Below are 13,607 nucleotides of genomic sequence, written 5' to 3'. Positions count from 1 at the left end.
TCCACTCCTATTCCAGTGGCCCGGTCAGTGAGCGCTGCGCGATCGCCTGGCGACTGCGCAGGCTCTCGCGATAGAAGGTGTAAAGTCCCGAACCGACGATGACGGCAACGCCTGCGAGCATCCAGCGGTCCGGCGTCTCGGAAAAGAAGATGATGCCGATCAGGATCGACCAGAGGAGGCCTGTGTAGCGGAACGGGGCGATGATCGAGATGTCGCCGTCGCGCATGGCGAGCACTATCGTCTGATAGCCGAGCATCAAGAGCACGCTGGCGCCGGCTATATGGGCGAATGATGTTGCCGACATCGGCTGCCAGCCGCCGAACGGAACGATCAGCGCCGCGCCGACAAGCGTCGTCACGAAGGCGGTCGTCACGGTAATGAAGAGCGATGGCACCTCGGTGCCGATGCGACGCGTGCAAAGATCGCGCGTCGCCGTCACGAAGACGCAGGCGACGACCGTCAGAGCGGCGGGCGTGAAGCCTTCCGGCCCTGGCCGCAGCACGATGAGCACGCCCACGAAGCCGATAGTGATTGCCACCCAGCGCCGCCAGCCGACCGGCTCTCCGAGAAAGAGCGCCGCGCCGAGCGTCACCGCGAGTGGCAGCGCCTGCATGATCGCGGACGCATTGGCGAGCGGTATTTGGCCGAGCGCGGAAATATAGGTGATCGAGGCAAGAGCCTCCATCGCGATTCGCAGCATGATGACCGGCCTGAACACGGTTCGAATCGGTCGCAGGGCGCCGAATTGGTATGCGATCATCATTACCATGAGAGTGGTCAGCAGTCCGCGCACGAACATGATCTGGCCTGTATTCATCACTCCCGTCACGGATTTGACGAGTGCGTCGTTGCAGGAGAATCCGGCCATGGCAAGACACATGAAGACGATGCCGCGCAAGTTGGCTGAGGGGGGCATTCCTGATGACCTTTGGCTGAGACGGTTTCGTCTGCGGTGGGAACCGGCGAATCTATCGAGTGCGACCGCCCGTTCTGAAAGCTTTGACTGTCATTTGACGCAAACTCAAGAACTCGTTGGCCTACAGCGCCGCGCGTCTTATCGGACGCGCAAAGGTCGCTGTAGCACTTTGAATCGCTGCATGTTCTTATCCTTAAATCGGCTATGATTTAAGGAAACATGCAGTAGAACGATGCGAGGTTTGGTGGCGAGGACCGCTTCATGAGCCCCGATGGTTGCATTCGCGGAATCTTAAGTTTCGCCGGCTACCGTCCCGTTGATTCCGCAGTACATCGCATGATGCGATCGGTGGGTGACGGCTGTTCCGTCAATCCGATTCTGCCCGCGGGGCCTGGGAGGTGGTCCCGTCGGCAGTCTCAGTGAGTGCTTCCCTTCTGCCTGTGCAGAAGCGAAGTTCCGGTGGCTCGCTCGTCGGTGCTCCCGAATACCCCGACCGCGCGGACCTGTTTCCTCATAAAAACAACCGGGGTTCACAATGTCCGTCATCGATCGCCTTTTGCAGCGCCTGCGCATCGTCACAAAGGTCCTCCTCTTCGTGGTCCCGCTGGTGGCGCTGATCGCCGGGATCGGCCTCGTCGGCTTCTTCACTGCCCGCACCCTCAACGGGCACATGACCGTGACGCGCGAAACCATCAACAATCTTTCTGATTTCCAGGCGCTGCGCAGCGCGCTACAGAGCTTCATCGACCATCCGAACGAGGCGACACGCGACGCGCTCGCAAAGGAGATCGAAGATCAGGAAGAGGGCGTCAAAGCTCTTGAAGCCCTGCTGACGCGCGATGAGGACAGAGCCCAGATCGCCTCGGTGGTTGCGCTCGGCGATCAGATGCGTGGTCAGACGGAAAAGCTCTGGGCGGTGAAGGTCGAGCGGGACGCGGCCACGACATCCCTCGAAGCGGCACTTGCCGAAATGACAAAGAACGGCAACGGCGCCTACAAGCAGATCGACATCATCCGACAAGAATCGGGCGAGAAGGAAGCCTTTGCGAAGGCGTTGCTTTTCGACGCGGCCGCCTATCAGGGCCTTGCGGAGCGGATCAAGAAATTCCGGCTGCCGGTGACCATGGCTGTCAATCCAGACGCGAAGATCGAGCAGGCGAACAAGCTCTTGCCGCATCTCATGAAGCAGATCGATGAATCGGAAAAGATCGCCTCAGACAAGGTCAAGGAGCCGATCGGCGAGCTCAAGGAACAGGCTCTGAAGGTCCAATCGATCCTAAAAGGTGCGGCGGACAACGAAGGCAAGAAGAACGCGCTCGTGCCGATCCTCAGCAAATTCTCGAAATACGAAGCCGACTTCGCCAAGGAGGCGGCCAAGAACTCCGATACGGCGGCCAAGCGCTTCGTCGGCATGGACGGCGAAATCTCGACGTTGAAGACGCTGATCGCGCTGATGGGGGAAACGTTCAAGGGGTTGGACAACACCCGTTTCCATATCAGCGAACTGCACCGCCGGCTTGACGAGAAAAGCCGTGCGCTGGCGATAAGCGACGTGAATGCGGTCCGTGAAGCGGCCGGCAAGCTTTCCGAACTCGGCGGCAAGAACGCGGCGCTGCGTGACCTGCCGATGAAGCTCGGGCCCTCGCTTGACAATATCGAGAAGGGAACCGCCGCGCTGATCGATGTGGGTGCACGCTGGCAGGCAGCGAAGAGCGAGGCTGCGACGCTCGTCGCTGAGGCAAGCGGTACGCTGGAGGGTTTCGTCAGCAACGCTCAGGAAGCCGGCAAACAGGACAGCCAGCGCTCGGCAACTGTTTCCATCATCGCAATGGTTGCCGGGACACTGCTCGCGATCATCGGTGGGCTGATGCTCGTCGAGACGCTGCGCGGTCCGCTGAAGCGCGTCACCGAGACGATGACGCGGCTTGCGAACGGTGATCTCGAAGTGACGATCGAGGGTCGCAATCGCGGTGACGAGATAGGCGATATGGTGCGGTCGGTTGCTGTGTTCCGCGACAATGCGATGGAGAACGTGCGGCTGGAACGGGAGGCAGAAGCCGCCCGCGCGCTGTCGGCCGAGGAAGAGGCACGCCGGGCACAAGAGCGCGCTCGTATCGAAGCCGAGCAGATGCAAGCGCTCGACGCGCTATCCGATGTGCTTGCCGAGCTCGCGGCGGGCAATCTGGAGGAGGGCATGGCGGAAGACCTGCCGTCCGACTACGTGATCATGGCCAGAACCTACAACAACGCCGTCGAGGCGCTCCGCGCGACGCTCATGGATGTCCGGCTCGTAACCGAGGAGATCACCGGCGGCACAGGCAATCTGGCGTCGTCGTCCGACGATCTCGCGCGCCGCACCGAGCAGCAGGCGGCGGCGCTGGAGGAAAGCTCGCGGGCACTTCGCCAGCTGACGGAGATCGTCCGTGCGACCGCCGAAAGCGCCCGGCAGACCACGGTCTCGGTCGACGAGACGAATTCCTACGCACAGCATTCCGGCCAAGTGGTCGCCAAGGCGATCGACGCCATGGCGGAAATCAACCGCTCCTCGGAGAAGATCGGCACGATCATCGGGGTAATCGACGAGATCGCCTTCCAGACGAACCTCCTGGCGCTGAATGCTGGCGTCGAGGCGGCGCGCGCCGGCGAGGCGGGCCGCGGCTTTGCCGTCGTGGCGCAGGAAGTCCGTGAACTGGCGCAGCGCTGTGCCGGGGCCGCACGCGAGATCAAGGAACTGATCTCCGTGAGCTCCACCCAGGTGCGCAGCGGCGTTGCGCTGGTGCAGGAGACCGGCGATGCGCTGTCGGTCATCAACGATCACATCGCGACCATCCATCGACTCGTCAGCAATATCGAAGCCGCCGCTGCCGACCAATATACGGGCCTCAACGAGGTCAACGCGGCCGTTCACGAGGTCGAACTGATCACTCAGCAGAACGCCGCGATGGTCGAGGAGAATACGGCCGAAATCCACGGCTTGCGCCGCCAGGTGGAGGTGCTCAACGAGAAGATCGAGCGCTTCAAGACGGGAACGGGCGGACAGGGCATGCAGGGCCGGGGCGGTTACACCTACGCGGCCTAAGTCGAGACTTTGCCCGTCACCCTAGCCCTCTCCCCGCATGCGGGGAGAGGGGACGTGTCTCGTAGCGGCCGCCCGTTGCAGCGGCCCCTTAAGGCGCGGGGCGCTGCTGCGAGTCCCTTCGCCCCGCTTGCGGGGAGACGGCGCCGGCAGGCGTACGAGGGGCAAATACGTCGCCGCTTGGCCCTACTTGAAATACAAAGATCAGCCGCCGGTCACGCTCATATGGCGAGCTACAGCCGGGCGGTTGTGCTCGCGGTCGATGATGAAATCATGGCCCTTTGGCTTGCGGCCAATCGCCTCGTCGATGACTTGGGCGAGATAGGCGTCGTCATCGGTCGCGCGCAGCGCGGCGCGGAGGTCGGCTGCATCGTTCTGGCCGAGACACATATAGAGCGTGCCCGTGCACGTGAGACGCACGCGGTTGCAGCTTTCGCAGAAATTGTGCGTGAGCGGGGTGATGAGGCCGAGGCGTCCGCCGGTTTCCTTAACTTCGACATAGCGGGCGGGGCCGCCGGTACGGTAGGGGATGTCCTTCAAAGTGAACTCGGTTTCGAGGCGTTCACGCATTTCCGACAGCGGCAGGTAGTGATCGGTCCTGTCCTCATCGACCTCGCCCATCGGCATTGTCTCGATCAGCGTTAGGTCCATGCCGCGGCCATGCGCCCAGCGCATCAATTCCGGAATCTCCGTGTCGTTGAAACCCTTGAGGGCGACTGCGTTGATCTTGACCTTGAGCCCGGCCGCCTGCGCCGCATCGATGCCTTCGAGCACCTTAGCGAGTTCCCCCCAGCGCGTGATCTGGCGGAACTTGTCGGGATCACGCGTATCGAGCGATACATTGATACGGCGAACGCCGCACTCGACAAGCTCGGCCGCGTATTTGGCCAGTTGCGAACCGTTGGTGGTGAGCGTCAGTTCGTCGAGCCGGCCCGCTTCGATCTCCCGGCCGAGTTCACGCACGAGGAACATGATGTTCTTGCGCACCAGCGGCTCGCCGCCGGTGAGTCTCAGCTTGCGCACGCCCTTGGCGATGAAGGCGGAACAGAGCCGCTTCAGCTCCTCGAGCGTCAGCAGGTCCTTTTTCGGCAGGAAGGTCATGTGTTCCGCCATGCAGTAGGTGCAGCGGAAGTCGCAGCGGTCGGTGACGGAGACGCGCAGATAGGTGACCGCACGACCGAAGGGGTCGATCATCGGAGCGGATGTCGTTTCGAGCGGTCGCGCGTTTGTCTGGTTTATGGCGGCGGTGTTCAAATCTTTTCTCCCAACCGCCTTCAATGTCGTGGGCAAAAAAGGTCGCGTCAAGGAGCATACTGGCGCAAACTGCTTCAAATATCGGGAAAGGCGTATCGAGGAGATTTCCGTCCGTTCAATTCTGCTTTACTGAGCGGGTGACGAACACGGAGCAACGATGATGAGCGAATTCTGGCCGACCGAACTGCGTGTATCGAAAGATCGCTGCCGGCTGAGCGTGACATTCGACGACGGCGCTTCCTTCGACTTGTCCGCCGAGCTCTTGCGCGTTCTCTCGCCCTCGGCCGAGGTGCAGGGACACGGGCCCGGCCAACGGGTGACAGTGCCAGGCAAGCGAAACGTCCAGATCATTTCGGTCCAGCCGACGGGCAACTACGCGGTGCGGATCGGGTTCGACGATTTCCATGACACCGGTATCTATACCTGGACCTATTTGCGGGAACTCGGCGAGAAGGGCGAGCAGCTCTTCAAGGCCTATGAGCAGGAGCTCGCCGAAAAGGGGATGTCGCGCGACAAGGCCGAGAAGCCGCGCTAGTGATCTGAAATCGGAGGTGCCAAGCGCTCCGCCCAATTCGGCTTAGCTTAGTTTTCCGACATTTCGGCGTCTTCCTTAAGCAGCACGGCGATGAGCCGCTCCATCGACTGCGCGATAACCATACACTCTTCGATCGTATCGGCTGCGAGGGATTTGTCGATCAGCGCCGTTTGAATCTCCATCGCTTCCTCTGTGAGCGTACGCCCCCCCGGTGTGAGGAACAGTCGCAGGATGCGCTTGTCCCGCTCGTCGCCCCGACGCTCGATCAGGCCGCGCTTTTCCAGCTGCGGCAGCAGCATGCTCATATTGGAGCGGCCGACGAGCAGCTTGCGCGCAAGCTCCTGCTGCGTGATGCCCTCGAAGCGATAGAGGTTGATCAGGATATCTAGATGCGGCGGCTTGATGTCGAGATGGGCAAGTGCGCGCGCCAGCGTCTGCTGCATCAACTGACAGGCGCGGGCGACGGCGATCCAACTGCGGAAGCGGGGATGATCCCAGGGAAAGTGATGGTGCTCAGTTGTCACTTGCTTTTTGTTCATCGTTGTACAATTATGTTCATGATTGAACATTTCAAGAGAGTACCACTATGGCACCCTTTGCGAACAAGGTCATCCGTCTGTCGCTGAAGGCCGTCTCCACGGTTTCAGCCGAGGCAGCCGGCAGAACGGCGTTCTGGATATTCTGCCGCACGCCGAGCCGCAAGCCGAGGAACGGCAAGGAGGCGGCCCTTTTGAAAGCTGCGGCACCGGTCATGGCACGCTCGCGGCGGGTCACATTGTCCTTCGCGGGCGGTTGGCTGGTCGCCCGACATTTCGAGCGGCTGCCGGGCGGCAGCGGACCGCGGGTCCTGCTTGCACACGGCTGGGGATCACGCAGCGATTATCTGGCGACGATGATCGAGAGTCTGCTCTCGTCCGGCGCGGAGGTGGTCGCGCTCGACTGGCCCGGACACGGAGCGTCGCCTGGACGCACGTTGACCATGCCGCAGGCTGTCCGGGCGGTCGATGCCGCCTGGCGCCACTTCGACGGTTTCGATGTCGGCATCGGCCATTCTTTCGGCGGTGCGAGCCTCGCCTGTGCGGCCGGTGCGGTGCTCTGCGACGTGCCCGCGCGCGTGCCGGAGAAGCTGGTGCTGATCGGCGCGCCGAGCGAAATGACATGGTTGTTCAAGGGCTTCGGCAAGATATTGGATCTCGCGCCGAAAGCCCAGGCGGCTTTCGAAGGTATGGTCGAGCGTCTCTCGGGGCGCCGCGTCGACGGCTTTGATGCGACCCGCATTCTTGCGGCATTGCGCAAGCCGGTGCTCGTCCTCCATGCGGAGGACGACAAGGAGGTCCCCGCCGAGCACGCCCGCCGCTACGGCGCGGTCGGCCCGAACGTCGAATTGCACTGGGCGAACGGTTTCGGCCATCGCCGCATCGTTTCCGCAGCGCCCGTCATCGACAAGATTTCGGCATTCCTTGCACAGGAAAGAAGAGAGCCCCGCCTGAGAAGAATCGCCTGATGGCGTCATAAGCGCGTCACGCTATTCCTCGAAACGAACACGCGCAGATGGCGCTTTCGTTGCGCGACTGACGTTGCAGGAGGTGGGCATGACGATCATCACGACGATCGAAGAACTGAAGACGCTCTACGGCGAAACGAGCGAAGCGTCGATCGTCAAGGTGACGACGGTGCTGACGGCCGAATATCGGCAGATGATCAAGGCCTCGCCCTTCGCGGCACTCGCGACCGTCGGACCGGAAGGGCTCGATTGTTCGCCGCGCGGTGACGGCCACTCTGTCGTCCGCGTCGCCGACGAAAGGACCGTGCTGATGCCGGACTGGCGCGGTAACAACCGGGTGGATTCGCTTGCCAACATCGTCCGCGATCCGCGCGTGGCGCTCCTGTTCCTAGTGCCAGGCTCGAACACGACGATGCGCATCAACGGCACGGCCGTGATTAGCGTCGATCCGGCCTTGACCGGGTCGTTCGAAGTCGACGGCAAGCATCCGCGCAGCGTCATCGTCGTCACGATCGCCGAGGTCTACTTCCAATGCGCGCGGGCGCTGATCCGCTCCGAGCTTTGGAACCCGGAGCGCTTCGTCGATCCGGCATCACTGCCGACGCCCGGCGCGCTGCTCAAGGCCGCCAAGGCCGATTTCGACAAGGAGAGCTATGACCGGGAATGGCCGATGCGCGCGGCCAAGACTATGTGGTAGGGCTTCAATCAAGCACTCGACCGGTCTTGCCTATGTTTTGAGGCACTCACGGAGGACAGGAGGACTTTATGCCCCGCATGATCTTCGTCAACCTGCCGGTAGCCGACCTTGCCAAGTCCAAGGCCTTTTACGAGGCGATCGGCGCGGTGAACCAGCCCAAGTTTACGGACGAGACCGCCGCGTGCATGGTGTTCTCCGAGACAACTTTCATAATGCTGCTCACGCACGACAAGTTCAGTCAGTTCACGTCCAAGCGGATCGCGGATGCACATATGACGAGCGAAATGCTGCTCGTCATTTCTCAGGAGAGCCGCGAGGCGGTAGATGCGATCACCGAGAAGGCGGTCGCGACCGGTGGACGCGAAGTGCGCGACAAGTCGCAGGACACGGCCTTCATGTACAGCCGCTGCTTTGAGGATCTCGACGGCCATATCTGGGAGCCGCTGTGGATGCACCCGGAAGCAGCCGTGCAAGTGCCCGAGGCATTCGCCAATTCGGCCGCTTGATCGCGCTCGCCGCCCGCGACGACGCAATCCGTCCTTAGCGGCGGTAGATCAGCCAGTTGCGGCTTGATTCCTTGCGCATGCCTTCCTCGAAGAGCAGCGTCCGGTTGCGGCCGGCATTCTTGGCGGCATAGAGGGCAATGTCGGCCTTGTTGTATAGATCGATCGGGTCCTCCGCCGCAGTCGCCATGCAGACGCCGACGGAAAGGGTGATCGGCCCATAGTTGACGCCGCTCCTGGAGTTCTTGAACGGCGTGCTGGCCAGCACCATGCGGATGCGATCGGCGGCTTGCAGGCATTCCTCCTGGCTGCTGTCGCCGAGGATGACGGCAAACTCCTCGCCGCCGGTGCGCGCGACGAAGGCGTCGCGGCGGAGATTTGCGCGGATGACGTTGCCCACGGTCGCTAGGATCTTGTCGCCGACCGGATGGCCGAAACTGTCGTTGACCTTCTTGAAGTGGTCGATGTCGGCGACGAGGAGGCCGGTGAAGTTCCGTAGATGCTCGTTGTTGTAGACGGCAGCGAGGTTCTCGTCGAAGGCGCGGCGATTGGCAAGCCGCGTCAGCGAGTCGGTGTTGGCTATACGCTTGTATTCGTCGAGCTCCTGGCGGATGACCTCCATCTCGAAGGACTTCTGAACGACCGTCTGCACTCGTTCCTTGCCCTGGTTCATGGTGTCGACCGTCGCCTCGCTCAAGAGGCGGATCGCGTGGCGCAGGATATCGGCGCTCGCAGCACTCTTGCTGGTGATGTTGACGTAAGCTTCGTCGAGAACCTTGTTATAGCTCTCGAGCGCCGATTGTTCCTCCTTCAGAAGGCTGACGAGGTCCACGAGCTTTGTTGCGAGCGTGCTGTGTGCTCGTTCGATACCGTTCGGGTGGTGAACATGGCTGAAATAGCGCGCGCCGATCGCGTCGAGCTCGTCCTGGGTCGCGCGGCTGCCCAGCGCGGCAAGGTCCTTCGACAGCTGGGGGTTCGAGCCGAGATAGGCCTCGTAATAGAGTTCGTAATTGCGCGGCAGCGGGGCGACACCCATCAGCCGCATCGCATGTGTGATCTGCCCGGCAATATCGGGCGTCGAAATCCTGCCAGCGGCTGCGGTTTGCATATGCAAGCCTTTAATTCAATTGTCTCTAATGAGTGCCGATTTTTAGGGGCAAATGATTTGCGAACTCTTAACGATTGCTTGGTCGCATTGAGACAATTCGATCGATTTTCCGTCGAGGAAAAGCGAGTTCCTGCGGTCGCCGCAGGCCAGGCGAGGGCCGCGGCGCCGAAGGCCGCGGCCGGAGATGCGATCAGGCGGGGCTGATCATGGTCTCGGGACGCACGATCGCGTCGAACTCTTCATCCGTCACATAACCGCCGCCGACGGCCTCTTCACGCAGAGTCGTGCCGTTCTTGTGCGCGGTCTTGGCGATCTTGGCGGCATTGTCGTAGCCGATCTTCGGCGCCAGTGCGGTCACCAGCATCAATGAACGCTCGAGCGCGGCCTTGATGTTGTCCTCCCGCGCCTCGATGCCGACGACGCAATTGTCGGTGAAGGAGATAGCCGCATCGGCGAGGAGCTGCACCGATTGCAGGAAGTTGTAGGCCATCAGCGGATTGTAGACGTTGAGTTCGAAATGACCCTGGCTGCCGGCGAAGGTCAGCGCCGCGTGGTTGCCGAAGACCTGGACGCAGACCTGCGTCAGCGCCTCGCACTGGGTCGGATTGACCTTGCCCGGCATGATCGACGAGCCGGGTTCGTTTTCCGGCAGCGACAGCTCGCCGAGACCGGAGCGCGGGCCGGAGCCGAGGAAGCGGATATCGTTGGCGATCTTGAAGAGGGCGGCCGCGGTGGCGTTGATGGCCCCGTGGCTGAAGACCATCGAATCGTGCGCCGCCAGTGCTTCGAACTTGTTTGGCGCCGAGGTAAAGGCGATGCCGGTGATCGCGGCGATCGCTTGCGCCACCTTTTCGGCAAAGCCGACGGGAGCGTTGAGGCCGGTACCGACGGCGGTTCCGCCCTGGGCGAGTTCGCAGAGTCCGGGAAGCGTCATCTCGATCCGCTTGATCGAGGAGGCAACCTGCGCCGCGTAGCCGGAAAACTCCTGGCCGAGCGTCAGCGGCGTCGCGTCCTGAGTATGCGTGCGGCCGATCTTGATGATGTGGTCGAAGGCTTTCACCTTCTCCTCGAGCGCCTTGTGCAGGTGCTTGAGCGCCGGCAGCAGGTCGTGGATGACGCGTTCCGCGCAGGCAATGTGCATCGCCGTCGGATAGGTATCGTTCGACGACTGGCTCATATTGACGTGGTCGTTCGGATGAACGGGCTTTTTCGAGCCCATCACGCCGCCGAGCAATTCGATCGCCCGGTTGGAGATGACCTCGTTGGCATTCATGTTCGACTGCGTGCCGGAGCCCGTCTGCCAGACGACGAGCGGGAAATGGTCGTTGAGCTTGCCGTCGATCACTTCCTGCGCGGCCTTGACGATGGCGTCGCCGATCTCCGTATCGAGGCGACCGAGCGCCATGTTGGCGCGGGCAGCGGCCTGCTTCACGATGCCGAGCGCGCGGACGATTGCCAGCGGCTGCTTTTCCCAACCAATCTTGAAGTTGCCGAGCGAGCGCTGGGCCTGGGCGCCCCAGTAGCGGTCGCTCGCCACTTCGATGGGCCCGAACGTATCTGTTTCCGTACGCGTCGATGTCATCGTGATACCTGCTTTCATCATGCGCTTCATGAAGCCAAGGCGAAGACCCGGCTCTCAGCCGGACCTCCCCGGTGCCGGGCATTTCTCTGCCCCGCCCATATCCGCTTGTAAAGGGGCCGTACGGGCCCGGAGCGCCTACAATCGTTTGAATTGTTGCGCTGCGGCAGTCCGCTGGTCAGATGACGGCGGCTCCGCTCGCATGCCCTTTCCGGTCGGCCGCGATGTGACCTTTCCGTCACATTCTGAGTCTTCCGTCTTCGCGGCCTTTCGTGCCGCCGGTGCCGTGCGAGGTGCTGTTCGAAGAGGCAAAAGATTTGCGAATCAATTTTTTACGAAGCTGCGCTTCGAGTTCGGATGACTGAAATAGGCACAACCATAAGGGCTCTCAAGCAGATTTGCGGGCGGTCGTTTCCTTTTCATTCACCATCCTTTTCTATAAGTGCTCGAAGCACGAGGGCGTGGCGAGAATCTGGCAGCGGCCGAATTCGGCAGCAACGCGATACGGGGACGTTTGTACTTATGAAAATCATCAAATCGGCAGCGATTGTCGCGCTCATGAGCGGCTGTGCGATTGCAACCATCGATGTGCGGCCGGCATCTGCAATCACATTCATGGATTTCATCCGTGGCGGCAAGAGGCGGGCGGCGCCGGAGCAGGTGCAGCCGGCTCAGCCGCTGCCAGGCATGAACACGATAGCGCCGCAGCGCATGGAAGAGGTGGCGAAGCCTCCGCGCGTTACCGGTCCGCGTTACTACACCTACAAAGCCGAGCCGCTGCGCAGGATCGCAACCGACAGATTGCTTGATCCGGTTGTTACTGGCTCGGTTCGAAAATATGGCCTGCCGCCCATGGTGCGCGCCCCGGTTGCGGATGCCCTCCAATTCCTGCCGCAAATCGATGTGCGCGCCACGGCCAATGTCGCAAAGGCGGTGGAGAGCTTTTACGCTGCGAACAGTGATTTCCTTTGGGTTCAAGGCAGCGACGTGAGTGCTCGCGCCAAATCGGCGCTCGCAGTGTTCAAGGACGCCGCGAAGGTCGGGCTCGATCCGATGGATTACGCAGTTGCGGTTCCCGCCGACGATTTCGACCGTGGCGACATGATTGCGCGTCAAAAGGAGCTCGTCCGCTTCGAAGTCGCGATGTCCGCGGCAGTGCTCACCTATGTCCAGGATACTGTGCGCGGCCGCATCGATCCGAACAAGATATCCGGCTACCACGATTTCAAGCGAAAGAGCGTCGATCTCTTCGCGTTTCTCGGACAAGTCGCAGAAGGCGATGATATCGTCGCCCTTATCGAAGGGCAGAACCCGAAAAGCCCGCAATTCGCGGCCCTCAAGCAGGAGCTGGAGCGGCTCAGGGCAGAAAAGGACGCGGGTCCTCGTGTGGAAATTACGCCGGGGACGTTGCTGAAGCCGGGCGAAAGCAATCCCGAGCTTGCCAACGTCATTGCCGGCATCAAGCTCAAGGCCTCAGAGGCGCTGAAGACGGAGCATGCGGTGGTGCTGGCGGGCTATCAAGGTACGCCTGACTATACGCCCGAGCTCGTGTCCCTGGTCGAAGCGTTTCAGAAGGAGCAGGGCTTGAAGGCGGATGGAGTCGTCGGGCAGGCGTCGATCCGCGTGCTCACCGGCGGCGACACGATCGCCCAAAAGATCAACAAGGTCGAGATCGCGATGGAGCAGGCGCGCTGGCTGCCGGACGGTCTCGGCGATCGCTACGTCTTCATCAATCAGCCGGCCTTTACCGCATCCTACACGGAGCAGGGGGCCGAGCAGTTCTCCACGCGTGTGGTGGTCGGTTCGAAGACCAACCAGACCTATTTCTTCCAGGATGAGATCCAGACCGTGGAGGTCAACCCCTATTGGGGCGTGCCGCAGTCGATCATCGTCAACGAGATGCTGCCGAAGCTCAGAAGCGATCCGAGCTATCTTGACCGTATGGGGTATCAGGTTGAGGTCGGGGGTCGCGCAGTGCCTTCATCGGCTGTGAACTGGTACGGATCGACGACCTCGGTCGCGGTGCGCCAGCCGCCGAGCAGCGACAATGCGCTCGGTGAGCTCAAGATCCTCTTCCCGAACGCCCATGCGATATACATGCATGACACGCCTTCGAAGAGCTTCTTCAAGCGAGACCAGCGCGCCTTGAGCCATGGCTGCGTGCGCCTTGCCGAGCCGCGCCGCATGGCCGCCGCCGTGCTCGGCATCAGCATCGACGAGGTCGGGATGGAAATCGCGAGCGGTCGCAATAAGGCGCTACAGGTGCCCCAGAAGGTGCCGGTCTACGTCTCCTATTTCACCGCGTGGCCGAACAAGGATGGCAAGGTCGAGTATTTCAACGACATCTACGAGCGCGACATGTATATGAACCGCGCATTCGAGGCGACACGCAATGCGAGGCAGCAAGCCGAAGGATAAGGGGTGGGCCGCCGAAG

General features: G+C 61.7%; 11 protein-coding genes. 6 read left to right on the top strand and 5 right to left on the bottom strand.

Annotated features, from left to right (window positions below):
* Positions 1-7 precede the first annotated feature (7 nt).
* The gene (locus M728_RS08190; protein WP_026623007.1) at positions 8-916 is read right to left on the bottom strand and encodes a DMT family transporter; all 909 of its coding nucleotides are present in this window, start codon (positions 914-916) and stop codon (positions 8-10) included.
* Between the two features lie 535 nt (positions 917-1,451).
* Between M728_RS08190 and M728_RS08185 the strand changes: the two genes are divergently transcribed.
* Positions 1,452-3,995: a methyl-accepting chemotaxis protein gene (locus tag M728_RS08185; protein WP_034884594.1), complete on the top strand. Its 2,544-nt coding sequence runs from the start codon at positions 1,452-1,454 to the stop codon at positions 3,993-3,995.
* Between the two features lie 201 nt (positions 3,996-4,196).
* On the opposite strand, the gene moaA is transcribed toward M728_RS08185, so the two are convergent.
* Positions 4,197-5,246 (bottom strand): GTP 3',8-cyclase MoaA, encoded by a 1,050-nt coding sequence (gene moaA / locus M728_RS08180; RefSeq protein ID WP_026623008.1) that lies wholly within the window; start codon positions 5,244-5,246, stop codon positions 4,197-4,199.
* 160 nt (positions 5,247-5,406) lie between these two features.
* Here moaA and M728_RS08175 point away from each other — a divergent pair, with 160 nt between their 5' ends.
* The gene (locus tag M728_RS08175; RefSeq protein WP_026623009.1) at positions 5,407-5,781 is read left to right on the top strand and encodes a gamma-butyrobetaine hydroxylase-like domain-containing protein; all 375 of its coding nucleotides are present in this window, start codon (positions 5,407-5,409) and stop codon (positions 5,779-5,781) included.
* A 47-nt stretch (positions 5,782-5,828) separates the two neighbouring features.
* Here the strand turns inward: M728_RS08175 and M728_RS08170 are convergent, their stop codons facing one another.
* Positions 5,829-6,320 (bottom strand): MarR family winged helix-turn-helix transcriptional regulator, encoded by a 492-nt coding sequence (locus M728_RS08170; protein WP_026623010.1) that lies wholly within the window; start codon positions 6,318-6,320, stop codon positions 5,829-5,831.
* A gap of 47 nt (positions 6,321-6,367) precedes the next feature.
* Here M728_RS08170 and M728_RS08165 point away from each other — a divergent pair, with 47 nt between their 5' ends.
* The 3 genes from M728_RS08165 to M728_RS08155 all read left to right on the top strand — a co-directional run bounded on the left by M728_RS08165 (position 6,368) and on the right by M728_RS08155 (position 8,488).
* Complete coding sequence (locus M728_RS08165; protein ID WP_026623011.1) at positions 6,368-7,285, top strand: alpha/beta fold hydrolase; 918 nt, start codon at positions 6,368-6,370, stop codon at positions 7,283-7,285.
* A gap of 88 nt (positions 7,286-7,373) precedes the next feature.
* A complete protein-coding gene (locus M728_RS08160; RefSeq protein ID WP_026623012.1) occupies positions 7,374-7,982 on the top strand; it encodes a pyridoxamine 5'-phosphate oxidase family protein in 609 nt (202 codons plus the stop codon).
* Between the two features lie 68 nt (positions 7,983-8,050).
* Positions 8,051-8,488, top strand: coding sequence for a VOC family protein (locus M728_RS08155; RefSeq protein ID WP_026623013.1), 438 nt, complete (start codon positions 8,051-8,053; stop codon positions 8,486-8,488).
* Positions 8,489-8,522: 34 nt separating this feature from the next.
* On the opposite strand, the gene M728_RS08150 is transcribed toward M728_RS08155, so the two are convergent.
* Positions 8,523-9,593, bottom strand: a complete 1,071-nt coding sequence (locus M728_RS08150) for a GGDEF domain-containing protein (RefSeq protein ID WP_026623014.1) — start codon at positions 9,591-9,593, stop codon at positions 8,523-8,525.
* Positions 9,594-9,783: 190 nt separating this feature from the next.
* Positions 9,784-11,175, bottom strand: coding sequence for a class II fumarate hydratase (fumC, locus tag M728_RS08145; protein WP_026623015.1), 1,392 nt, complete (start codon positions 11,173-11,175; stop codon positions 9,784-9,786).
* 519 nt (positions 11,176-11,694) lie between these two features.
* Here fumC and M728_RS08140 point away from each other — a divergent pair.
* The gene (locus M728_RS08140; RefSeq protein WP_026623016.1) at positions 11,695-13,590 is read left to right on the top strand and encodes a murein L,D-transpeptidase; all 1,896 of its coding nucleotides are present in this window, start codon (positions 11,695-11,697) and stop codon (positions 13,588-13,590) included.
* Positions 13,591-13,607 lie beyond the last annotated feature (17 nt).

The organism is Ensifer sp. WSM1721, assembly GCF_000513895.2.
GTDB lineage: Bacteria > Pseudomonadota > Alphaproteobacteria > Rhizobiales > Rhizobiaceae > Sinorhizobium.
This window is presented reverse-complemented; position numbering and strand designations above follow the sequence as displayed.

What these genes read in the sequence shown, in the direction of transcription:
- M728_RS08150 (WP_026623014.1), bottom strand. Translation starts at nt 9,593, where the DNA reads ATGCAAACCGCAGCCGCTGGCAGGATTTCGACGCCCGATATTGCCGGG.
- fumC (WP_026623015.1), bottom strand. Translation starts at nt 11,175, where the DNA reads ATGACATCGACGCGTACGGAAACAGATACGTTCGGGCCCATCGAAGTG.
- M728_RS08165 (WP_026623011.1), top strand. Translation starts at nt 6,368, where the DNA reads ATGGCACCCTTTGCGAACAAGGTCATCCGTCTGTCGCTGAAGGCCGTC.
- M728_RS08140 (WP_026623016.1), top strand. Translation starts at nt 11,695, where the DNA reads ATGAAAATCATCAAATCGGCAGCGATTGTCGCGCTCATGAGCGGCTGT.
- M728_RS08155 (WP_026623013.1), top strand. Translation starts at nt 8,051, where the DNA reads ATGCCCCGCATGATCTTCGTCAACCTGCCGGTAGCCGACCTTGCCAAG.
- M728_RS08160 (WP_026623012.1), top strand. Translation starts at nt 7,374, where the DNA reads ATGACGATCATCACGACGATCGAAGAACTGAAGACGCTCTACGGCGAA.
- M728_RS08185 (WP_034884594.1), top strand. Translation starts at nt 1,452, where the DNA reads ATGTCCGTCATCGATCGCCTTTTGCAGCGCCTGCGCATCGTCACAAAG.
- M728_RS08175 (WP_026623009.1), top strand. Translation starts at nt 5,407, where the DNA reads ATGAGCGAATTCTGGCCGACCGAACTGCGTGTATCGAAAGATCGCTGC.
- M728_RS08190 (WP_026623007.1), bottom strand. Translation starts at nt 916, where the DNA reads ATGCCCCCCTCAGCCAACTTGCGCGGCATCGTCTTCATGTGTCTTGCC.
- M728_RS08170 (WP_026623010.1), bottom strand. Translation starts at nt 6,320, where the DNA reads ATGAACAAAAAGCAAGTGACAACTGAGCACCATCACTTTCCCTGGGAT.